General features: G+C 59.0%; 21 protein-coding genes. 19 read left to right on the top strand and 2 right to left on the bottom strand.

Annotated elements, in window-relative coordinates; translation table 11 throughout:
* Nucleotides 1-204: 204 nt before the first annotated feature.
* The 10 genes from J3R80_RS15780 (at nt 205) to tdh (ending at nt 11,877) form a co-directional block, all read left to right on the top strand.
* Nucleotides 205-1,956, top strand: a complete 1,752-nt coding sequence (locus tag J3R80_RS15780) for a hydantoinase B/oxoprolinase family protein (protein WP_275394762.1) — start codon at nt 205-207, stop codon at nt 1,954-1,956.
* Between the two features lie 27 nt (nt 1,957-1,983).
* On the top strand, nt 1,984-4,104 hold the full coding sequence (locus J3R80_RS15785) for a hydantoinase/oxoprolinase family protein (protein WP_275394763.1): 2,121 nt from the start codon (nt 1,984-1,986) through the stop codon (nt 4,102-4,104).
* Nucleotides 4,105-4,152: 48 nt separating this feature from the next.
* Nucleotides 4,153-4,857, top strand: a complete 705-nt coding sequence (locus tag J3R80_RS15790; protein ID WP_275394764.1) for an ABC transporter ATP-binding protein — start codon at nt 4,153-4,155, stop codon at nt 4,855-4,857.
* Nucleotides 4,857-5,594 (top strand): ABC transporter ATP-binding protein, encoded by a 738-nt coding sequence (locus J3R80_RS15795; protein WP_275394765.1) that lies wholly within the window; start codon nt 4,857-4,859, stop codon nt 5,592-5,594. Before J3R80_RS15790 ends, J3R80_RS15795 begins: the two co-directional genes overlap by 1 nt.
* Nucleotides 5,591-6,505: a branched-chain amino acid ABC transporter permease gene (locus J3R80_RS15800; protein WP_275394766.1), complete on the top strand. Its 915-nt coding sequence runs from the start codon at nt 5,591-5,593 to the stop codon at nt 6,503-6,505. The genes J3R80_RS15795 and J3R80_RS15800 overlap by 4 nt, the downstream gene beginning before the upstream one ends.
* Nucleotide 6,506: 1 nt before the next feature.
* Complete coding sequence (locus J3R80_RS15805; RefSeq protein ID WP_275394767.1) at nt 6,507-7,586, top strand: branched-chain amino acid ABC transporter permease; 1,080 nt, start codon at nt 6,507-6,509, stop codon at nt 7,584-7,586.
* 20 nt (nt 7,587-7,606) lie between these two features.
* Entirely contained in the window at nt 7,607-8,755 is a 1,149-nt protein-coding gene (locus J3R80_RS15810; RefSeq protein WP_275394768.1) for an ABC transporter substrate-binding protein, read from the top strand.
* Between the two features lie 239 nt (nt 8,756-8,994).
* A complete protein-coding gene (locus tag J3R80_RS15815; RefSeq protein ID WP_275394769.1) occupies nt 8,995-9,552 on the top strand; it encodes a helix-turn-helix domain-containing protein in 558 nt (185 codons plus the stop codon).
* Nucleotides 9,553-9,646: 94 nt separating this feature from the next.
* A complete protein-coding gene (locus J3R80_RS15820) occupies nt 9,647-10,834 on the top strand; it encodes a glycine C-acetyltransferase (RefSeq protein ID WP_275394770.1) in 1,188 nt (395 codons plus the stop codon).
* 14 nt (nt 10,835-10,848) lie between these two features.
* Entirely contained in the window at nt 10,849-11,877 is a 1,029-nt protein-coding gene (gene tdh / locus J3R80_RS15825; RefSeq protein ID WP_275394874.1) for an L-threonine 3-dehydrogenase, read from the top strand.
* Between the two features lie 13 nt (nt 11,878-11,890).
* On the opposite strand, the gene J3R80_RS15830 is transcribed toward tdh, so the two are convergent.
* On the bottom strand, nt 11,891-12,355 hold the full coding sequence (locus tag J3R80_RS15830; protein ID WP_275394771.1) for an Lrp/AsnC family transcriptional regulator: 465 nt from the start codon (nt 12,353-12,355) through the stop codon (nt 11,891-11,893).
* A 101-nt stretch (nt 12,356-12,456) separates the two neighbouring features.
* On the opposite strand from J3R80_RS15830, the gene J3R80_RS15835 reads away from it, so the two are divergent.
* The 9 genes from J3R80_RS15835 to J3R80_RS15875 all read left to right on the top strand — a co-directional run bounded on the left by J3R80_RS15835 (nt 12,457) and on the right by J3R80_RS15875 (nt 21,820).
* Nucleotides 12,457-13,917, top strand: coding sequence for an aminotransferase class V-fold PLP-dependent enzyme (locus tag J3R80_RS15835; protein WP_275394772.1), 1,461 nt, complete (start codon nt 12,457-12,459; stop codon nt 13,915-13,917).
* A gap of 75 nt (nt 13,918-13,992) precedes the next feature.
* Nucleotides 13,993-15,459, top strand: a complete 1,467-nt coding sequence (locus J3R80_RS15840; protein ID WP_275394773.1) for an NAD(P)/FAD-dependent oxidoreductase — start codon at nt 13,993-13,995, stop codon at nt 15,457-15,459.
* Nucleotides 15,459-15,938, top strand: a complete 480-nt coding sequence (locus J3R80_RS15845; protein WP_343075832.1) for a hypothetical protein — start codon at nt 15,459-15,461, stop codon at nt 15,936-15,938. Before J3R80_RS15840 ends, J3R80_RS15845 begins: the two co-directional genes overlap by 1 nt.
* Nucleotides 15,935-16,525 (top strand): peroxidase-related enzyme, encoded by a 591-nt coding sequence (locus J3R80_RS15850; RefSeq protein ID WP_275394774.1) that lies wholly within the window; start codon nt 15,935-15,937, stop codon nt 16,523-16,525. Before J3R80_RS15845 ends, J3R80_RS15850 begins: the two co-directional genes overlap by 4 nt.
* A gap of 81 nt (nt 16,526-16,606) precedes the next feature.
* Entirely contained in the window at nt 16,607-17,704 is a 1,098-nt protein-coding gene (locus J3R80_RS15855) for an NAD/NADP octopine/nopaline dehydrogenase family protein (protein ID WP_275394775.1), read from the top strand.
* Nucleotides 17,705-17,762: 58 nt separating this feature from the next.
* Nucleotides 17,763-18,872, top strand: a complete 1,110-nt coding sequence (locus tag J3R80_RS15860) for an extracellular solute-binding protein (RefSeq protein WP_275394776.1) — start codon at nt 17,763-17,765, stop codon at nt 18,870-18,872.
* Nucleotides 18,873-18,944: 72 nt separating this feature from the next.
* Nucleotides 18,945-19,931, top strand: coding sequence for an ABC transporter permease (locus J3R80_RS15865; RefSeq protein WP_275394777.1), 987 nt, complete (start codon nt 18,945-18,947; stop codon nt 19,929-19,931).
* Nucleotides 19,932-19,945: 14 nt separating this feature from the next.
* A complete protein-coding gene (locus J3R80_RS15870; RefSeq protein WP_275394876.1) occupies nt 19,946-20,731 on the top strand; it encodes an ABC transporter permease in 786 nt (261 codons plus the stop codon).
* A gap of 3 nt (nt 20,732-20,734) precedes the next feature.
* Nucleotides 20,735-21,820: an ABC transporter ATP-binding protein gene (locus J3R80_RS15875; RefSeq protein WP_275394778.1), complete on the top strand. Its 1,086-nt coding sequence runs from the start codon at nt 20,735-20,737 to the stop codon at nt 21,818-21,820.
* Between the two features lie 13 nt (nt 21,821-21,833).
* On the opposite strand, the gene J3R80_RS15880 is transcribed toward J3R80_RS15875, so the two are convergent.
* Nucleotides 21,834-22,598, bottom strand: a complete 765-nt coding sequence (locus J3R80_RS15880; protein ID WP_275394779.1) for a DeoR/GlpR family DNA-binding transcription regulator — start codon at nt 22,596-22,598, stop codon at nt 21,834-21,836.
* Between the last annotated feature and the right edge of the window lie 211 nt (nt 22,599-22,809).

Here is a 22,809-nt window from a genome sequence, read left to right on the forward strand (position 1 = left end):
ATTATTACGAAACGCGTAAGAAAACAAAGCAAATTCACCTGCTGCACTCTGCGTCAAGCCGTATTGCGCTCTGCGTCAAGACCCGGGGTCGACTGTCTGGAATCCTGTTCTGTGAGATCGACGTGCAGGAGGAGCGCGCCGAGTCGGGAGGAAATACATCGCCCACTGGCGGCCCCTCTGCGCCCAAGCAGAGGATCGAAACTCATGACTAAAAAACAAGTGGACCCGATCACGCTTTCGGTGGTGAGAGGCGTATTGGAAACGACACAGCGCGAAATGACTCTTGCGTTGGAAAAAACCGCACGGAGTTCGGTGTTCAACCTGGCGCACGATTACTCCACCGCGCTTTTCAACCACACGCCAGAAATGATCCTGCAAGGTCAGGATATACCGATCCATCTTGGCAGCCTTATTCCGGCGATGAAGTCGGTCGCCAATTTCTTCGAGGGCGATATCCACGAAGGCGATCTGATCCTGCACAATGATCCCGCCTATGGTGGCAGCCACATCATCGACACCTGCATGTATTACCCGGTGTTTTATGAAGGCGAGCTGGTGTTCTGGACCGTCTGCAAGGGGCATCTGACCGATATCGGTGGGCCGGTGCCTGCGGGTTACAATCCTGAAGCGAAAGAGATCTTTGCCGAAGGTCTTCGCATTCCGCCGATCAAGCTGTGGGACAAGGGTGTTCCGCGCAATGACATCATGAACATGCTGCTGACCAACATGCGGGCGCGGCGCGATCAGGAAGGCGACTTCAATGCGCTGATCGGGGCCTGCCAAGTGGGTGCCCGCAATCTGACTGCGCTGATGGACAAATACGGGAAGGACGTGGTGCAGGACTGCATTGCCGAGCTTCTGGACATGGCCAACGCGCATATGAATGGCCTGATCGAACAGGTGCCAGACGGCACCTATTCGGGCACGGCCATTCTGGAAGACGCGGGCCACGGGTTTGGTGATTTCGACATCACCGCGACCGTGACGATCACCGGCGACAGCTGCCATATCGAGATCGAAAGCCCGCCGCAGGTGCCTTATTTCATCAACTCTTACGAGGGGAACTCGTATTCCGGGGTTTATCTGGGCCTGATGATGTTCGCACAATTGCCGCCGCCTTATAACGAAGGGCTGTATCGCAATGTGACGGTCGATATGGGCAAGAAGGGCACATTGTGCAACGCGCAGTCACCCGCGCCACATATGAACTGCACCACCACGCCGATGGAAACGTTGACCGATGCGGTGCGTCTGGCCTTTGAACAGGCGGCGCCCGAAAAGGTTTCGGCCAGTTGGGGCCATGCCAATGGCTGCAACATTGCCGGTTGGGACACCCGTCACGACGAAGAATATGTGACGATGGTTCTTGCCTCGATCATCTCGGGTGCCGGGGCAACCGCCAGCCAGGACGGTTGGCACGCCTGTGGTCCGGAGTGCTGCTTTGGTGCACTGACATCCGGCGATATCGAGATGCTGGAGCATTCCTATCCCATCATCATTCACGAGTATGGGCTGATGACGGATTCAGGAGGTGCCGGAAAGTTCCGGGGCGGATCGGGCACCCGTTGGGAGGTCGAACCGCTGGATCAGGACATGACCCTTGTCACGTTTGGCGAAGGCCGTCGCATTCCTGCCATGGGCGCAGCAGGGGCAAAATCGACGATGGTCGAGAAGAAAGTCGGTCGCCTTGAAGTTACCAGGGGCGGCGAAACCCAGGTCATCACAGACAACGTGATTGAAACCATTAAGCCCGGGGAGCGCGCCGCGAACATCAATCCCGGTGGCGGCGGCTATGGCAACCCGTTTGAGCGCGAGGTTCAGAAGGTGGTCGCCGATATTCGCAACGGTCTGGTGTCAATCGAGGGGGCGCGTCTGGACTACGGCGTTGTCATCTCCGATCCCGATTTGCTCACCGTTGACGAAGACGCCACGGCAGCAGCGCGCGCGGCTGCCTAAAGCCCCAAACAGAAAAGGAAAACTCACATGCGTAGTCAATATCGTTTGGGCATTGATGCCGGCGGCACATTCACCGATTTCATCCTGGCGGACAAAACCGGCGGCACTCAGATCTTCAAGGTGCTTTCCACGCCGACCGAGCCAACAAAGGCCATCCGCAATGGGCTGGCGTTGATCGCAGAAGAAACCGGGTTGAGCGCCGAAGATATCGTTTCCAACTCCGACCTGTGCATCAATGGCACAACTGTTGGACTTAATGCTCTGATCACACACACCGGCGCGAAGACTGCTTTGATCGCGACCAAGGGCCATCAGGACTCGATCGAGATCCGGCTTGGCCACAAGGAAGATGGTTACAGATACGATCCGGATTATCCGCCCGCAACGATGCTGGTGCCGCGTCACCTGCGCAGAGGTGTCAGCGAGCGGGTGATTTCCGATGGATCCGTCAAGACACCGCTGAACGAGGAAGAGGTTCGCGACGCTTGCCGCTATTTCCTTTCGGAAGGCGTTGAGTCTGTGGCCATCAGCTTCGTCTGGTCGGTTCTGCATCCGGAACACGAAAACCGGGCGGCCGAGATTGTCCGAGAGATGATGCCTGATGTGCGTTTGACCATCGGGTCGCAGCTTTACCCACAAGTGCGGGAGTATACGCGCACGTCCACGTCGATCGTGAATGCCTATCTGGCACCGATCCTGCAGCGTTATGTCGAGGCGATTGACGCCTATTTCCGCGAGTTGGGGTCAAAGCATCCCGTGCGCTACTTCCAGTCCAACGGTGGATTGGCGCTTGGCAAGGTGGTCAGCGATCAATCGGTCTATGCCATCAATTCAGGCCCCGCGTCCGCGCCGCAAGCCGCCCTTGAAGTTGCGAAACCCTGGGGTGACAAGAACATCATCACCTGTGACATGGGCGGCACTTCGTTTGATATTACCTTGACCAAGAACGGCAAGGCCAACGTCAACAAAAACATCGACTTTCTGCGGTATCGCATCGGCATTCCAATGATCCAGGTCGAGACATTGGGGGCCGGGGGCGGTTCGATTGGCTGGATCGATGAAATGGGCCTGATGCAGATGGGTCCGCAGTCGGCTGGATCCGAGCCAGGCCCCGCATGCTATGGGCAAGGGGGCGAGAGGCCAACGACAACAGATGCCAATCTGGTTCTGGGATACCTCAACGCTGATGGATTGGTCGGTGGTCGGTTGCCGCTTGACGTCGACAAGGCGCGTTCTGCCATCCGCACCCACCTGGCCGACCCGCTTGGTATCAGTGTCGAAAAGGCCGCTTACGGCATGTTCACCATCGTGAACAACAACATGGTGAATGCGATCCGGCGCGTGTCGGTCGAACGGGGGTATGACCCACGCGACTTCGTGCTTATGGGCGCAGGTGGCGCGACGGGGGCCCATATCACGGCTCTGGCCCGAGAGATGGGTATTTCCAAAGTTTTGATTAACAAACTGGCTTCGGGTCTTTGTGCCTATGGCCAGATCATCTCGGATGTAAAATACAACTACATGGCACCAGCTCCGATCCGTTTGCAGGGGGCCGAGGCCGCCAAAACACTTGACGGGCTGTTCAATGGGCTTGAAGGGCGTGGCCGTTCAGATCTTGCGGGTGACGGATTTGGTGACGACGACATTTCGATAAGCCGCACGCTCGATATGCGTTACGTCGGGCAGGTGCACGAATGTACCGTCGAGATCGGTCCGTTCGAGGTTACGGAAGAAACGCTTGGGGACATCAAGGCAGCGTTCCACGCGCGCCACAAGGAGCTTTACACCTACGATGAACCTCATAACTCGGTCGAAGTCGTAAACGTCGAAAGCGCCATCACCGGGCATGTGGCCAAGCCTGATCGGATGCACATTGCAGCAGGCAATGGTGCCGAGTCCGCGCGGAAAGGGCACCGGGACATGGTGTTCAACGCAGACGGGGTTCCCCAACAAACACCGGTGTACGATGGGTCCGCACTCGGGGCGGGTGACACGCTGCAAGGTCCGGCGGTCATCGAGGAAGTGACCACCACAATCGTGGTCGAACCCGGCTGGACCGTCAATCTGCACGAAACCGGCACCTATGTGCTCACGGCGGATGCCAAGGCGTCAGAGTCGGTCGCGGCCAAGAAGCTGGTTGAGGCCTGAGCCGTGACCGGGTTGATCCAACAAGCTACCTCCCTGATGGCGTCTGGGGTGACGGTACAATTCGGCGGGTTCAAAGCCCTAACCGATATCTCCCTCACCATCACTTCAGGCGCCGTCCATGGGCTGATCGGGCCGAATGGCGCCGGTAAAACGACAATGGTTAACGTGCTGACCGGTTTTCAGGCGTCCACGTCGGGCCGGGTCACTTTGGGCGGGCGTGACGTCGGCGGTTTGCCGGCGCACGAGCTCAGGCGACAGGGAATTGCCCGAACCTTTCAGGCCGGGCGTCTTTTTGCCGGGCTAGACGTTCTGGACAATCTTGCGGTGACTGGGGTTGGGCTTGGGCATTCTCGAAGGGCCTCTGAGATCGAGGCGTTTCGCGTTCTGGAAAGCATGGGCGTTGCACATCTTGCCGAAAGGCAGGCCGCAGGGTTGCCGTATACAGACGAACGTCGGATCGGCATTGCGCGGGCTTTGATGTTCTCGCCTGCCTTTCTGTTACTGGACGAACCAGCAGCAGGCATGTCGGAGGCTGAAGCCGAGGATTTGGCCCAACTCATCAAGCGTATCGCAGAAGACTTCGGCACCGGCGTTCTGTTGATCGAGCACAATGTCGGGTTGGTATTGTCCGTCACCAGCCATGTCTATGTGCTTGATGCAGGACAGATGATCGAAGAAGGCGATCGCTCTGTCATCACCAGCAGCCAGAAAGTCCGCGACGCCTATTTCGGGGCAGATCAGGAGGCTGCGTGATGTCGAAACTCGGTATCTTCGATCTGTCCGTAAGATATGGAAAGGTGCCTGCAATCAACGACCTGTCCTTGCAGGTCGAAGAAGGGGAACGTGTCTTCATTTCCGGGCCGAACGGGGCGGGAAAATCGTCGCTTTTGAATGCGATCAGCGGGGCCGTCCCAACATCTCACGGACGGATCGAGTTGGACGGCGATATGCTGACCGGCCGGGCTCCGGAAGCCATTGCGCGCCTTGGGCTGAGCATGGTTCCCGAAGGCCGCGAAATCTTTGGCAGCTTGACGGTTGAAGAAAACCTTAGGGTTGGCACCGGATTGCGCCGCGACGCGGAAGCCGTTGACTCTGATATGGAGGACGTCTTCGAGGCTTTTCCAATCCTCCGAGAGCGCCGCAGTGCTGCTGCCGGGGCGCTTTCCGGCGGTCAGCAGCAGATGCTGGCAATTGGCCGCGCTTTGATGACCAATCCAAAGTTGATGATGGTTGATGAACCATCGCTTGGGCTTGCGCCAAAAATAGTCGATCAGGTCTATGAAACGCTTTGCCAGCTTCAGGAAGAACGCAGCCTGACATTAATCATCGTCGAGCAAAGCTCGCTTCGCGCCGCACGAGTCGGTGGCCGCATGATTTTGATGCGTGGCGGCAGTGTTGTCGGCGAAGGCAATGCCGCCGACATGGTCGACCGTGACGCGTTGGCCCAAGCCTATTTCGGAAACCCTAAATGCAAGGAGGTCAACTCATGACCAACTTTGCGCAGCTTTTCTTTGATGCCGCGTCCCTTGGTGGACTTTACGCCATGGCGGCTCTTGGCATCGCGCTGATCTTTGGCGTCATGAACCTGGTGAACTTTGCCCATGGCGAATACATCGCGTTCTGCGTTTTTGCACTGATCGTCCCATCAACGGATGCCGTGGCGGTGATGTTTCTGGGGCGTGCACCGGCGGTTCTTCTGGTTCCGTTGATTTTGGTCATTGGCGGCATGATTGCTGTCGCGTCAGAATATGCCGTCTTCCGGCATCTTCGAAACGCTGATCCGGTGGCCATGATGATTTCGTCGTTCGCGCTCGGTTTTGTCATTCGCAATGTTCTTCTGGCAACCTATGGCGGGCGCCCGAAGGCGATCAGCCTGTGGCCCGAACTGAACACACCCGTTCAGATTGCTGGCGCCAGCGTGCCGCTTCTTCAGGTGATCGTGATCCTGACCACGCTTCTTGTAGTTGCCGCACTGGCGTTCCTTTTGAAGAAGACAAGGCTCGGCCTTGAGATGCGCGCGGCGGCTGAGAACTTCACGATGGCGCGGCTTCTGGGTGTCAGGGCTAACGTCGTTATCACGGGCGCGTTCGCCCTTTCCGGTGCTTTGGCGGCGGCAGTGGCTTTGATTATGGCGACCCAAACCGGGGTTGCCGATGTCCGGATGGGTGGGCAGATCATGCTCGTCGCTTTCATTGCCACTGTGATTGGCGGGCTGGGAAGCCTGCCCGGAGCCGTTGCAGCGGGTTTCCTGATAGGGGGCGTGTCCGTTCTTTTGCAGGCGTTCCTGCCCCTTGAGGCGCGGCCCTTCCGCGACGCCTTCCTGTACACGCTGGTCATTGCTTGCCTGCTTTTGCGTCCGCAGGGGCTGTTTGTTCCTGCCTCAGCCAAACCGAGGGTCTGAGATGGCTTCCAAACACCAAGAAAACCGCTTCGCGGCCTATTCCACGCCAATTATTCTGGCGGCAATCCTCCTTGCCTTGGTTCTTCTTGTCGTTGCTTTCGGCGACAAGGCGCTTGCTCGGACAGCCGCGGAAACACTGATCCGCGTCACACTGGTGGTGGGCCTTTGGATCTTCGTCGGCAATTCCGGGGTCATCAGCTTCGGTCACGCGGGATACATGGCAGTCGGGGCTTATTGCTCTGCCTGGTTTACGCTGCGACCGCAGATGAAATCACTGTTTCTGCCCGATCTTCCGGGTTGGCTTCTTGAAGCGCAGTGGCCCGTCTTGCCCGCTGCCATTGCCGCCGGGCTGCTCGCTGCTGCCGTTGCCCTGCTGTCAGGGGCTGCAATCTTGCGACTCTCTGGGATTGCCGCGTCAATCGCGACATTCGCATTTCTGGCGATCATCAATACGGTCTACTCAAACTGGGAGGGGGTCACCGGGGCCACGTCCTCGGTTGTGGGTCTGCCGCGATATGTCGACCACTGGGTCGCACTTGCCTGGGCAGTTACAGCGATCCTTGCTGCCAATATCTACGCGAACTCCGCCTCTGGTCTGGCTCTGCGTGCCACGCGCGAAGACGAGGTTGCAGCCCGGGCGTCGGGCATCAACATGTATCGTCACCGGCTGCTGTCGCTGGTCATCTCGGGCTTCTTCACGGGCGTTTCGGGGGCACTTCTGGGCCATTCCATAGGGGTTCTCAATCCGGATAGTTTTTACCTTGGGATCACATTTATCTCACTGGCGATGCTTGTCGTGGGAGGGATCGGGAGCCTTTCTGGCGCGGTCATCGGCGTGATCGTGCTGTCGACGGTCATCGAACTTCTGGTTCGGGCCGAACAGGGTTTTGCAATTGGCTCGGCCGAATTTGCCCTGCCTTCCGGCAGCCAGGAAATCCTGATCGGCCTGATCATGGTTCTTGTCCTGATTTTGCGCCCCTCGGGCCTGTCGGCAGGCCGTGAATTCAAACTGAGGCTTAAGCTGCCTCACAAAACGCTCGCAAATGAGCAAATCCCTTCCAACAGAGGAGAAATCAAATGAAGAAATTAGCTTATGCGGCAGTGCTTGCCGCGCTTGCTCTACCCGCCTGGGCAGAGGACGACATCACCGTTGGCTTCGCGATCGCACAATCTGGCTGGATGGAAGCCTATGACACGCCAGCGGTTACCGCGGCGAGGATTCGCATTGAAGAAATCAATGCGAGCGGTGGCCTTCTGGGCCGTCAGATTGCCTGGGTAGAAGCAGACACCAAAACGGACCGCGATCAGTCTGCCAGGGCAGGCCTTCAAGTTATTGATGAGGGTGCCGACATGATGGTGGTGAGTTGCGATTACGACTTCGGCGCCCCGGCCGCGCTGTCGGCGGAAGCGCAAGGTATGGTTTCGTTCTTCCTGTGCGCCGAGGATGTCAAAGCTGGCATCCAGGGGGTGGGGCCCAACGCCTTCTCGGGATCGGTGTTGGCGGCGGTTCAAGGCGCAACGATGGCAGAATGGAGCCACGCCACGCGCGAGGCCCGCACCGGTTACGTGCTTCTCGACACAACAATCGAATACAACAAAGGCATCTGCACCGGGTTTGACTGGATGTTCCCGACACTCGACGGAACTGAAATAGTTGGTCGGGACACGTTCAAGAATGGCGATGCTTCGATCGCCAGCCAGATTACCCGGATCAAGGCATTGGAGCAGGAGCCGGATGTTATCATGCTGTGCTCCTATATCCCCGGCGCTGCCTCGGCGGTGCGTCAAATTCGAGCAGCCGGTATCAACTCACTTATCCTCAATGGATCAGCGGTTGACGGTTCTTACTGGCTGGATGCCGCACCTAACCTTTCAGGGTTTGCTGTCCCTGTTCAGGGGTCAATCTACGGCGATGATCCGCGGCCGGAGGTCGAGGCCTTCAACGCAGCATATGAAGCCGCAACCGGCGCACGCCCAGCCAGCCAATATGCTTATCCGGGCTACGTTCTTATCGACCTTTGGGCCAAGGCTGTTGAACGTGCGGGAACGCTTGACGGCGCGGCTGTAACTGCCGAACTCGAACAGATGCAAAACGAGCCGACAGCATTCGGACCGCGCACCTTCACCAGTGAGTTGCACCACCAAAACTCGGCGGAAATGCAAATTGTCGAGATTACCGATGGTTCGCCTGCTGTGGTGGGAAGCTGGACGATAAGTCAGCCTGTTCCGCTCGATGTGCTGTTGCGGTAACCAATGAATCTCTGGCGGCGATTGAATTTTTGATCGCCGTCACACCAGATTTTCACAGACTTGATTGAAGAATTTATTGAGTGCAGCCCGGGTTGATTTTCCGAAGCACTCTAAAGGCCACGACGCGCCGTCATCCATCATCGTGTCAGGCAGGGCCGCAGTAAGTGAACGTATGCGCGGATTGCGCGATAAAAAATTTCGCTGGAAGGCCGTTCGATCCGGGCTTACCTTCCAGCATCATGGATAAGCCAGACTCGATCCTTTCCCTTCTTCCGGCCCGCCTGAAACAAGCGCGGCAGGCGCAGGGGTTGTCGCTGGATGCGGTGGCCAAGCTGTCAGGCGTGTCGCGCAGCATGGTCAGCCAGATCGAGCGGGGCGAATCTTCGCCAACCGTATCGACCTTGTGGAACCTGACCCGCGCCCTGCAGGTGGATTTCGCTGGGCTTTTGGAAGAACAGGCGGGCAGTCGGATCGAAGTGTTGCGCGTCGATGAGGTGCCGACGATCGAAAATCATGGGGACGGTTGCACGATCCGCATTCTGTCGCCACCGGAAGACGCGGGGCGTCACGAGGTCTATGAATTGCGGTTTGCCGATGGGGGCATGCTGGAGTCAGAGCCGCATGCCTGTGGCACGAAAGAGAACCTGACAGTGATCGAGGGCGTATTGACCGTGACCAGCGGCGATGCGTCGAACCGTTTGAACACTGGCGAGACAGCCCGCTACGCGGCGGATGTGCCGCACCGGTTGCAGGCCGTCGGGCAGGCGCGGGCGTTTCTTGTCGTCAAAGGTGTTTGACTGGCCCTGAACCGGTTGCCCGGCTTGAGTTATCCCGTATTGCGGAATGTTATCCGTTATAGTAGCAAGATCGCGAAAATCAGAGGAGCACCCCATGTCTGACCGTTTTCTCACCGATCTGAAATCCACGCTCGCAGGGATCGAGGCCGACGGCCTGATGAAGCGCGAACGTCTGATCACGTCACCGCAGGGGGCCGAAATCTCGGTGGGGGGGCAAGAGGTTATCAACTTGTGCGCCAACAATTATCTGGGGCTGGCCGATCATCCCGACTTGATCCGTGCCGCGCGTGACGTGATGGACGACAAGGGGTTCGGCATGGCCTCGGTCCGGTTCATCTGCGGCACGCAGGATTTGCACCGGGAGCTGGAGCAGAAGCTGGCGGCGTTTCTGGGCAAGGACGATTCGATCCTGTTTGCGGCGTGTTTCGATGCGAATGGCGGGTTGTTTGAACCGCTGTTGGGACCAGAGGATGCGATTGTCTCGGACGCGCTGAACCATGCCTCGATCATCGACGGGATACGGCTGTGCAAGGCGCGGCGTTTTCGGTACGCGAACAACGACATGGGTGATCTTGAGGCGAAGCTGAAAGAGGCGCGCGAGGGCGCGGCGCGGCATGTGATGATCGCGACCGATGGCGTCTTTTCGATGGATGGGTATCTGGCCAACCTGCCGGAAATCACGCGATTGGCGCGGGAATATGATGCTGTGGTGATGGTGGATGATTGCCACGCGACCGGATTCATGGGGCCGCGCGGGGCGGGGACGCCGGACCATTTTGGCGTCGATGTGGACATTCTGACCGGCACCTTGGGCAAGGCTTTGGGTGGCGCGCTTGGCGGCTATATCGCCGGGCCGCAACCGGTGATCGACCTGCTTCGCCAGCGGGCGCGGCCTTACCTGTTTTCGAACGCGCTGCCTCCGTCGATTGTCGCAGCGGGGCTTGAGGCGATCCGGCTGGTTGAAGAGGGCATCGAACTGCGCACCCGTCTGTTCGAAAACGCGCGCTATTGGCGCGACGGGTTAAGCAAGCTGGGTTTCGATCTGCTGGACGGTGAGCATCCGATCATCCCGGTGATGCTGGGCGAGGCGCCTTTGGCGCAGAAGATGGCGGCCGGTTTGTTTGACGAAGGCGTCTATGTGTCGGGCTTCTTCTATCCGGTGGTGCCGCATGGAAAGGCGCGCATTCGCACCCAGATGAGCGCCGCGCTGACCACCGGCCAGCTTGACCGCGCGCTGACCGCCTTCGCCAAGGTCGGTCGCGATTTGGGAGTGATCAAATGAGCCTGCCAAACACGATGAAAGCCCTGGAAAAATCCAAGCCCGAGGAAGGGCTTTGGATGGTGCAAGCGCCGGTGCCGGAAATCGGCCCGGATGACGTTCTGATCCGCATCAACGCCACCGGCATTTGCGGCACGGATATCCACATCTGGAATTGGGACGAATGGGCCGAAGCCACGGTCCCGGTGCCGATGATCACGGGGCACGAGTTTGCGGGCGAGATCGTCGAGCTTGGCCGCAATGTGACCGGGCTTGAGATCGGGCAGCGGTGTTCGGGCGAAGGCCATGTGGTCGGCACGGAAAGCCGCCAAAGCCGGTCAGGCAAGTTCCATCTTGATCCCGGCACGCGGGGGATCGGCGTGAATGTGCAGGGGGCGTTTGCCGAATACCTGCGGCTGCCTGCGTTCAACGTGGTGCCTCTGCCCGATGATATTCCGGACGAGATCGGCGCGATCCTCGACCCGCTGGGCAATGCTGTTCACACGGCGCTGAGCTTCGATCTGCTGGGCGAGGATGTGTTGATCACCGGCGCGGGGCCAATTGGCATCATGGCCGCTGCGGTGGCCCGTCATGCGGGCGCGCGGCATGTGGTGATCACCGACATCAACCCCGACCGGCTGAAGCTGGCGGAACATGTCTGCCCCAATATCCGCACCGTGGATGTCACCCGCGAAGACTTGCGGGACGTGATCCACGAGCTGGGCATGAAACAGGGCTTCGATGTCGGGTTGGAAATGTCGGGCAGCCAGCAGGCGCTGGACCAGATGGTTGAAAGCCTGATCATGGGCGGCAAGATCGCACTTCTGGGTATTCCGCCGGGCAAGTCCCCGGTCGACTGGTCGCGTATCGTGTTCAAGGCGATCACCATCAAGGGCGTCTATGGCCGCGAGATGTTTGAAACCTGGTACAAGATGATCGCGATGCTGCAAAACGGGCTGGACGTAAGCCGGGTGATCACCCATCGCATGGGCGTGGACGAATTCAAGGACGGCTTTGCCGCAATGAAATCCGGCCTGTCGGGCAAAGTGGTGCTGAACTGGCGGTGAAGTCCAGAAGGGGTTATCGCAGCGGGATCGGGCGCTGTTCCTCGATCGCCTCCATCGCGAAATAGGATGTGACGGTCTCAAGCTCGATATTCCCGATCAGGCGCTTATAGACATCGTCGTAACCGGCCATGTTGCTGACCACGATTTTCAGCAGGTAGTCGTATTCACCGCCGATGCGGAAAAAGTCGATTACTTCCGGGATGGCAGAGACATGGTTGCGGAACTGGCGCAGCCAATCGGATGAATGATGCCGCGTCTTGATCAGTGAAAAGACAACGAAGCCACCGCCCAGTTTCTCGCGGTCAATCACCACGGTGCGGTTTCGAATCGCACCCTTGGCCTCCAACGCCTTGAGCCGCCGCCAACAGGCGTTTTGCGACAGACCGACCTTGTCGGCCAACGCCCGCTGGGATTGTGCGGCGTCGCGTTGAAGCTCTTCCAGGATGCGATAGTCAAATTGATCGAATTTAGGGGCCATAAAACGATTATATGACCCAAAATACTAATTTCAATGGTAAAGAACTGTGAAGATTTTTGAAAATTTTGCGTCATGATGGTTGGAAGCAATCAGAGGATAACATGACGGCTCTCGATGATTTTAAGGTGGCGCTGAAAAGTGCCGATATTCACGAACAGATCCGCAAGGGGCTGATCGGTGAAGACGCAAAGATTGATGGGCCGTTTGGGTCAAAGCCGTTGATTTATGCTGACTACGTCGCGTCTGGGCGGGCGCTGTCGCAGGTCGAAGATTTCATCCGTGACCGTGTATTGCCCTATTATGCGAACACCCACACGCAAGCGTCGTTCTGCGGTGAGTACATGACCAAACTGCGCGAAGCCGCACGGGCCGAGATTGCCCGCCTGACCGGCGCAGGACCGGGCATGAGCGTGGTTTTCACGGGGGCGGGGTCGACCGCCGGGATCAACCGGATCGTTGGCCTGCTGGACCTGGCCGCGATGGTGGCAGAGGGGCAACGGGTGGTGGTTCTGACCGGCCCGTATGAACATCATTCCAATATCCTGCCGTGGCGCGAGACCGGCGCCGAAGTCATCGAGATTGCCGAGGCGCAAGCTGGCGGTGTCGACATGAACGATCTGGCGCGGGCACTTTGGGCGGCCAAGGGTGCGGCGCAGATTGTCGGCACCTTTTCGGCGGCGTCCAACGTCACCGGTATTCTGACCGATGTAGATGCGGTGACGCGGATGCTGCGCAGCCATGGCGCACTGGCGATATGGGATTACGGCTGCGCCGGTCCCTATTGCGAGATGGACATGAAGCACGGCAGCGATGCCCAGAAAGATGCCATCGTATTTTCGGTTCACAAATTTCCCGGCGGTCCCGGATCCAGCGGCGTCGCGGTGATCCGAGACGAGATCGCCCGCCGTGCCACGCCGACTCTCCCCGGCGGCGGCACGGTCAGTTTCGTGTCGCCCTGGGGGCATGTCTACTCCGACAGCCTTGCAGCGCGCGAGGAGGGTGGCACGCCGAACGTGATCGGCGATATTCGCGCCGCATTGGCAATGCTGGTGAAAGAGGCGCTGGGGCAGGACTGGCTGGACCAGCGGCAAGCCGCACTTCGGGCGCGGGCGTTGAAGGTCTGGTCGGCGAATGACCGCATTCAGGTGTTGGGCAAACCCGAAGCAGACGCGCTGCCGATTTTTTCCTTTCGCGTGCGGGACGGGCAGGGCGCGCAGATACATCACCAGTTCTTTACCCGGCTGCTGAGCGACCTGACCGGTGTGCAGGCGCGGGGGGGCTGTGCCTGTGCCGGGCCTTACGGTCACCGGCTTTTGGGTCTGGGCAAGGCCGATTCCGATGCCACTATGGCGGCTTTGGAACTGGGCGAAGAAACCGCCAAGCCCGGTTGGATACGATTGAACCTTTCCGCCTTGATGACGGACGAAAAGGCAGATTTGGTCGTTCAGGCGGTGGACGATCTGGCCCGGATCGCTCAAGATTATGCGGCACAGTACAACGTCGATACCAGTACCGCCCGTTTCAAAGCCCAAGCCTTACCCGAGGACACGCTTGCTTCATAACAAAACACTGCACTGACCGCATCAGCGCGGATCGATCAGGACGTGACGGACCACGACACTTGAAGGACAACCAATATGACACATGACACAGAGTCCCCGATAGACGGCCAAGGGCTACCGGTATTGGAGGCGCGGCTGCGCGAGGATCTGAAGTTCCTGTGCTGGCCGGGCAAGGACTGGGTGCCAGCCCGCGACGGGGTCAGCGATGTGGTGATCATCGGCGGTGGCATGTGCGGTATGGTGGCGTGGTTGGCGCTGAAGACCGGGGGCATTCACAACATGCGGGTGCTGGATCGCAGCCCCGAGGGGCTGGAAGGCCCGTGGCTGACCTATGCGCGGATGGAAACGCTGCGCTCGCCCAAGGAGCTGACAGGCCCGGCCTTTGGTCACGGCGCGTTGAGTTTTCAGGCGTGGTATCGTGCGCAGTTCGGCACCGAAAAATGGGACACGCTGGACAAGATTCCGCGCCCGATGTGGATGGAATACCTGCAGTGGTATCGGAAGGTGTTGAGCATTCCGACCGAGAACGGCGTGTCGGTCGATCTGGTTGAACCCGAGGGGGATTTGCTCCGCCTACATCTTTCGGGGGCCAAGGAAAAGTCGATCCTGTGCCGCAAGCTGGTTTTCGCAACGGGCCGGGATGGCACCGGGCAGCCGAATATTCCCGGATTTGTGCAGGATCTGGACCGCAAATACTGGGCACATAGTGCAGACGAGATCGACTTCACCGCGCTGAAAGGCAAGCGTGTGGCCGTGGTTGGCGTGGGCGCGTCTGCCGTGGACAACGCTGCCGAGGCGCTGGAACATGGTGCCGCCGAGGTGCGCCATCTGATCCGCCGCAAGGAAATGCCGACGATCAACAAGATGATGGGGATCGGCTCGTTCGGGTTCACCGCCGGTTATGCCAGCCTGCCGGATGAATGGCGCTGGCGTTTCATGCAGTATTCCTTTGCGACCCAAACGCCACCGCCGCATGGTTCAACCAACCGGGTCAGCCGCCATCCCAACGCCCATTTCCACTTTGGCAAGGCAGTGCAAACGACGGTCGAGACGAACGGAGCGGTTACGGTCGGGTTTGCCGATGGCACGTCCTATGACGCTGATTTCGTCATCCTTGGGACCGGTTTCACCATCGACCCCCTGTCGCGGACCGAGTTTGGCGATGCGGCGACCAATATCCTGCTGTGGCAAGATGTTTACACTCCGCCCGCGGACGAACCTTCGCGCGATTTGGGGCGGTTCCCGTATCTCAACGACGATTTCACCTTCCGCGAAAAGGTGCCGGGCACAGCGCCGTGGCTCTCGAACGTCTATTGCTTCAACTACGGTGCATCGGCCAGCCTGGGCAAGGTGTCGGGCGACATTCCGGGGATTTCGGAAGGGGCAAACTGGATGGCGCGCGAGATTGCGGCGAAGCTGTATGTCGAGGATGTCTCTGAACATTGGCAAGCGATGCTGGACTACGACACGCCGGAGCTGGATGGCAGCGAATGGATGCCGACCGACCTGATCACGGAAAGTGAGAAGGGGGAGGTTGCCTGATGGCTTTGGACACAACCGCGCTGCGACAGGCAGGTGTTGCAACCGATGGCACCTTGGCGGCTGCCATCGACGGGCGCGCCACCATCTTCGAAATGACGCAGGCCGCCGAAGAGGCCGTTCTGCGCCCACAGGACGCAGGCCCATGGTCGCATGAGTTGCGCGCGGCATTGGCGGCGCGGATTGCGGTGCTGAACGGTGAAACAGACCTGGCCACGCGATACGGCCAAGGGGCAGGTGCGTTCGCTGATCTGGCTGATCCGGCCGATGACGGGGCTGCACAGGGTTTGACCGAGGTTGTCGGCTTCATGGACAAGGTGGCGGCAGACACGCGCAATGTCGCGGCGGTTGATATCTTGGGCCTGCAAGCGGCAGGGGTGGCGGATGCCGACATCGTGCGGCTGGCAGAGTTGAATGCGTTCCTGGCCTATCAGCTCCGGGTGATTGCCGGGTTGCGGTTGATGAAAGGGGCGTTTGCATGACCAAGGTGATCACCAAATTCACCCGCAATGTCCCGCATTGGCAACCACGCGTGACTCCGGTGGACCTGAAAGAAGCGAGCGATGAGCAGTTGGATGCGCTGAAGGTCACGCCGTCAAACACCAAAGTGTCGGAATACGTTTTGACGCTGGCGCATGATGTGGAAAGCCTGAAGGTGCGTTCGCCGCTGTTTAATGCCATTATGTATGACAAGGGCGGGATGAGCCGCGCCGAGCGGGAGTTGGGTGCGCTTGGGGCCTCGATGGTCAATCATTGCATCTATTGCGCCGCCGTTCACGCCGCACGCCATGCGCAGCTTGAGAAATCGACTGACGTGACGGACAAGCTGTTCCGCGACGGTGCCAAGGCGGATTTGAGCACGCGGGACCGGGCGATTTTCGACTTTGCGGTGGCCTTATCCGAAGCTCCGTCACGGGCCGCGCCAGAGCATATGGACGCGCTGAAAGCCGCCGGGCTGGACGAGGCCGAGGTGCTGGACCTGATCCTGTCAGCGGCGCTTTTTGGCTGGGCAAACAGGCTGATGCATGTGCTGGGGGATCCGGTGCGCGTTGGCGAAACTAGAAACTGACCTATTTTCCTATATAACGGATGACATTCCGTTAAGATGGTGTAAGCTGGGGTTATAAGGACACGTTGTGAAAGGGTGGATGTGAGCAAGACGGTAGGACTGGCGGGCGCAGGCTCGATCGCGTTTGGAACGGCGGCGTTGTTGCACAAGGCAGGCCATGATCCGATGCTGTGGTCGCCCTCGGGCAAGGGCACGGCAGAGCTTGCTGATGGGGCTGTCCTTACTGCCGTTGGTGCTGTCGAGACATCGTTGACACCCCGCATCGCCGATAGTGCCGCGACGCTGGCGCGCGATAACGACGTCTTGATGATCGCGCTTCCCGGATACGGTCATAAGGCTGTGCTGGACGCTCTGGTCCCGCATATTGAACCGCGCCATCATGTGATCATCTCGTCCCACGCATCGCTTGGCGCTGTCTATCTGATGCAGAAGTTGGCTGCGCGAGGCGTGACCGTTCCGATTACCGCGTGGGGCACCACCGTCTGCACCGGCAGACGCCAATCGGGAACCGAGGTAAAGGTGAACACGGTGCGTAGCCGCGTCGACCTTTGCACCGTGCCGGAAGATCGGTCTGACGAGGCGTTGCGCCTGTGCCAAACGCTGTTTGGCGACCGGTTCCAACCCCGCGACGGGCTTTTGGCCATTTCGTTGTCGAACCTGAACCCGCAGAACCATATGGGGATCGCCTTGGGCAACATCACCCGGATGGAGCAGGGCGAGACATGGTCGCAAGGTCAGAACGTGACCCCCAAGGTGGGCCGATTGCTGGAAGAACTGGACCGCGAACGGCTGGAGATCGCGCAGGCGCTGGGGCTGGAGGTCAAAACGATCTTTGAGCATTTTCACCTGTCGTTTCATGTGCCTGTCGCCTCGATTTCCAAGATGAACCAGCAGATGCATGAACAGGGCAATGGCGGCGTTGGTCCGGCCACTGCCGACAGCCGTTATGTGACCGAAGACGTGCCCTATGGGCTGGTGCTGACCGCAGCACTTGGGCGGTTGACCGGCCACCCGGCAAAGCTGCACGAGGCCGGTATACAGATTTTCTCGGCCATGTATGGCAGGGATTTCGAAGCCGAGAATGAAATTCTGAAGGCGCTGGACCTTGACCGCTTCGACCTTGATGATCTGAAGCAGGCAGCCCGAACCGGCATGCTGTGCCAACCCGCCAGCGCCTGAGTACAACAAGATAAAAACCAAGAAGAAACCAACCACAAACCCAACAAGGAGACACCAAATGTCAAAACTGATTTATAATCGTCGCCGCTTCCTGGGCACAGCCGCCGCCACTGGCGCGGCGCTGGCGTCGCCCTTTTATCTGCGTCGCGCTGCGGCCCAGTCGGGTGGCGAGGTGAATATCTGGACCTACAATGATTTCGTACCCGCTGCGTTCAAAGAGCAGTTCGAGGCCGAGACCGGCATCAAGGTCAACGTGCGTCTGGTTGACGACCAGGGCAAACAGTTCAATCTGCTGGCCGCCGAGCAGCCGAACCCGACCGTTGATATCATGACGGTTGCCGGTCACCGCTTCCTGCAGTTCATCGACAGCGACCTTCTGGCGCCCTTGGATACGGATCGGCTGACCAATTGGGGCAACATCAACCCGACCTTCTCGGAAAGCGATTGGTCGACGATCAACGGCAACAAATGGGGTGCGCCAATCCTGTCTGGAATGGAGGTTCTGTCCTACAACACGGAACTGGTCAGCGAAGAAGAGGCGTTGACCTGGGACACGCTGTTTTCCGAGAAATACAGCGGTCAGACCGCCTATATCATTCAGGATATGATGTCGATCGTGATGCTGAAGATGGGGTATGACGGCAACATGGTTGCCTATCTGGATGACCCGGACAAGGCCGCCCAGATCGTCGAGGAAGCCAAGCAGTTCCTGATCGAGAAAAAGCCGCTGGTGCGCAAGTACTATGATGGTGGGGCAGAGTTCCAGCAAATGATGGTGAACCAGGACATCGCGTTGGGCCATTCCTGGAACGGTCCGGCTGCGGCGCTGATCAATGACGGCTTCCCGCTGGCAATGACAATCCCGCGCGAGGGTTCGTATGGCTTTGTTTACACCTACAACATCGCCAACAACGCACCGAATGCCGACAACGCCTATACCTTCCTTGATGCGATCCTTTCTTCGCCTGAGATTGGCGCGGCAATGACCAAAGCGTCAGGCTTCATCTCGACCTACAAGGACGCGTCGCAGCATCTGAACGACCTTGAGAAGAAGTCGACCTCGTTCCCGGAAGAGCAGCTGGCAAACCTGCAGTTCTTCCGCGCCGAGGCAAACGAGATGAAATACGGCCTTCTCGACCCTGCGGTCGAGGCGATCAAAGCCGCCTGATATCCTTTAGGAAACCTGTTCCTGTCCCGCCCAGTGCGGGGCGGGGGCCCTGACCTTCCGAAAGACCATCGAATGACCTATGACGCATCCTCGCAACGGGGCAAGCGCGCTGAGACGCTTGAGACCTCTGGCCGGACCTTTTGGGGCCGATTGGTGGAATGGGGGCCGTATCATACGCTGATGCGGCTGGCGACAGCCTCGCCCCGCCGCCAGTTCCTGATCCTCGCCGCCTTTCCGATCCTCTGGGTGCTGACCCAGCATCTTGGCCCAATGTTGCAGATGTTGCGGGTGTCGCTGACCGATGCCTATCCGGTGGCACCGGGGGTCGAACAGCACTTCACGCTGGACAACTACGCCCGTTTCTTTGGCGACAGCATCTTCTGGATGCCGTTCTTTCGAACGCTGGCCTTTGCCGGGGTGTTCACCTTCTGCACGCTGATCATCACCTATCCGGTGGCCTACTTTCTGGCCCGCCACGTCAGCCGCAAGAACCAGATGCTGTTTCTGCTGCTTCTGCTGATCCCGTTTTGGGTGGGCGAGATCGTGCGCACCTATGCGATCATGATCCTGCTGGGCAACACGGGCGCGGTAAACATGGTTCTGAAATGGGTGGGTCTGATCGACCGGCCGATCCCCTTTATGTACACCAGCTTCTCTATGGGCGTGGGCATTGTCTATCTGACCGCGCTCTACATGCTGCTGCCCTTGTACTCCGCGCTGGAAAAATTGCCGCAGAGCATGAATGAAGCCGCCGCCGATTTGGGCGCCGGGGCGTGGACGCGGTTCCGCCGCGTGTCGCTTCCCTTGACCATCGAAGGGATCTCGTCTGGCTGTACGCTGGTGTTCCTGATTTCGACCGGGTTCTATGCGACGCCGGTTCTGTTGGGCGGACCGTCCACCACGGTGTTTGCCGAAACCATCGCGGGCTTCTTCCATGTGGCCGGAGATGAATGGCCCACGGGTGCCGCTTTTGCCACGATCATGTTTGCGGCGGCATTGGTGATCACGGCGACGTTCCAGAGAGTGATGAATTCCTTGCGGAAGGGAGAACGGAAATGAATGATCGTCCAGAACTGTTTCGCGGCAACCGGATCTTCCTGAGCTGCACCTATTGGGCCTTTGTCCTTTATGTCTTCGTGCCGCTGTTCCTGATGATCCTGATGGGGTTCAAGGACTCGAAATTCATCGGCTTCCCTATCAAATCCTGGACATTGGATTGGTACACGGGCGTATTCGCCGATGCCGAGGTTCTGTCGACCTTTGGCTATTCGGTTGCTATCGCGGTTCTATCAACGCTGATTTCGGTGATTGTCGGCACATGGATCGCGGTGCTGCTTGAGGGGCGCAAATTCCTTGGCCGAACTGCGATCTTCGGAATGACCGTGCTGCCTGCGCTGGTGCCGGGGATCATCTCGGCCATCGCCTTCCGTATCTATGCCCGCTATCTGGGGATCGAGCCGGGTATGGGCGCGATTGTCTGGGCGCATGCCGTCCACAACGTGCCCTTCGTGGTGCTGGTGGTGATGGCGCGCCTGTCGACCCTGCCGAAAAGCCAGATTGAAGCCGCGCGTGACCTTGGCGCCGACCCGCTGGTGTCATTCATCCGGATCACCTTGCCTTATCTGGTACCGGCCATTCTGGGCGCGTCGATCTTCTGCCTGCTTCTATCGTTTGACGATTTCGTCCGCTCGTTCTTCCTGGGTGGATACGAACCGACATTGCCGGTTTTGATCTTTGCAAAACTTCGTTCGGGTATGAGCCCCGAGATTAACGCCATCGCTACTGTTGCGCTGATCCTGACTGCCGCCATCGGCATCTGGGCCGAGCGTTTCACCCGCCGCATGAATAAGGAAAGCTAAGCCATGACCGATCAGACACCACTTGTCCGCATGGAAGGATTGTCGAAGCATTTCGGCCCGACCGTCGCACTGGACAACCTGACCCTGGACATCGCGCAAGGTGAGTTCGTGACCTTCCTTGGCCCGTCGGGCTGCGGCAAGTCCACAACGCTGCGCATCCTTGGGGGCTTCGAACGCCCGACCACGGGTCGCGTGATCCTTGATGGAGAGGATGTGACCAACCAGCCCCCCGAAAAGCGCCACGTGAACATGGTGTTTCAGGACTATGCGCTGTTTCCACATATGACCGTGGCGCAGAACATTTCCTTTGGCTTGGAGCTGAAGGGCATGGGCAAGGCCGACATCAAGCGCCGATCGGACGAGATCATGTCGTTCCTTGAACTTGACGCCTTTGGTGACCGCTATCCGGTGCAACTGTCCGGTGGGCAACGCCAACGTGTGGCGCTGGCTCGTGCGCTGGCGCCCGATCCGGCCCTGTTGCTGTTGGACGAACCTTTGGGCGCGCTGGACGCAAAGCTGCGCGGTCAGGTTCAGCAGGAACTGAAGTCGATCCAGCGTCGCACCCACAAGACGTTTTTCTTCGTGACCCATGATCAGGAAGAGGCACTGACCATGTCCGACCGGATCGTGGTGATGAACAAGGGTCGGGTCGAACAGGACGGCACGCCGGAAGAGCTGTATTTCCGCCCCGCCAGCCGCTTCGTGGCCGAGTTTATCGGCGAGACCAACCTGCTGTCGGGCCAGATGCGCGGCACCGAAGGCGACAAGGTGGTGATGGACTGGCACGGGGCGACCCTGATGGGCAAAGCCCCGGACACCCTGCCGGGCGAGGGGCAGCCGATCACCGCCTCGGTACGGTTGGAAAAGCTGGGCTTCCATGCCGAACGCCCACAGACTGGAAACGCGGTGCAGGGCCGTGTGGTGGGCAAGACCTTCCTTGGGTCGCGCATGGCGATGGAGATCGCAGTGGGCGATGGGGGCGATGCGCTGCTCAAGGCCTATGTGGATGCCGAAACCGGCCAGTCCGTTGGCAACGACCCGGTCTGGATCGGCTGGGAGGCGGATAACATGGCGGTGCTGAACGACTGACGAGGTGCGACAGTTACGGACCAGCCACAACGACGTTGACGCCCCAGTCCTGGCATTTTTCGGCAAGGCTGGGGGGCAGCGGTTGGTCCGTGAAAAACGCGTCCAGTTCGGACAGGGATGCGATTTTCGCTGGCGCCTTTCGGGTCAGCTTGGAGACATCGGCAACCAGAAACGCCTTGCGTGATTGCCGGATGATGGATTGGCTGACGCCGACCTCCTGTAGGTCGAAATCCAGCAGGTCGCCGTCGATATCCATGGCGGAGCATCCGATCACGGCGATGTCGAACTTGAACCGGCTGATGGCAGCCGTGGTCAGGCTGCCGACTAGTCCACCATCAGACCGGCGCAGGGTGCCGCCGACCACCACGATCTCGCAATCCGGATTGGCCACAAGGATGTTGGCCACGTTCATGTTATTGGTCACCACCATCAGGTTCTTATGGCCCAACAGCTCTGTCGCGACCGCTTCTGTGCTGGTGCCGATGTTCAGAAACACCGACGCATCATCAGGGATCTGCGCGGCACAGGCCACGGCGATGTTGCGTTTGACCTCGGCATTCAGGGCCCGGCGTTCTTCATAGCCGATATTGGTGGTGCCTGACGGCAGCACCGCGCCGCCATGCACACGCTCCAACCGGCCTTCGTCGGCAAGGTCAGTCAAATCGCGTCGGATGGTTTGCAGGGTTACGCCAAACTGTTCCGCAAGGCCTTCGACCGTCACTTTGCCTTCGCGGCGCGCGATGGTCAGGATTTCTGAGTGGCGGAAAACTTGAGACATATGGTCGAGCGCAGATGCTTCCTGTTGTTTCCGAACGAAATTACAAGAAAACGAACGAAGCCGCAATTGTCTTACGCGCTTTTGCCGCGAATCGAAAGAATGATGCGCTGATTCGGGCAGATTCTTGGGATCTGCACCCGAGAATCGAATATCCCAAGCGCTGATCCACCCAACTTAGCTGAAGAATGTGAGGTTAAAGCTCATATTTTTC

It is taken from the genome of Aliiroseovarius sp. Z3 (assembly GCF_029105185.1).
GTDB lineage: Bacteria > Pseudomonadota > Alphaproteobacteria > Rhodobacterales > Rhodobacteraceae > Aliiroseovarius.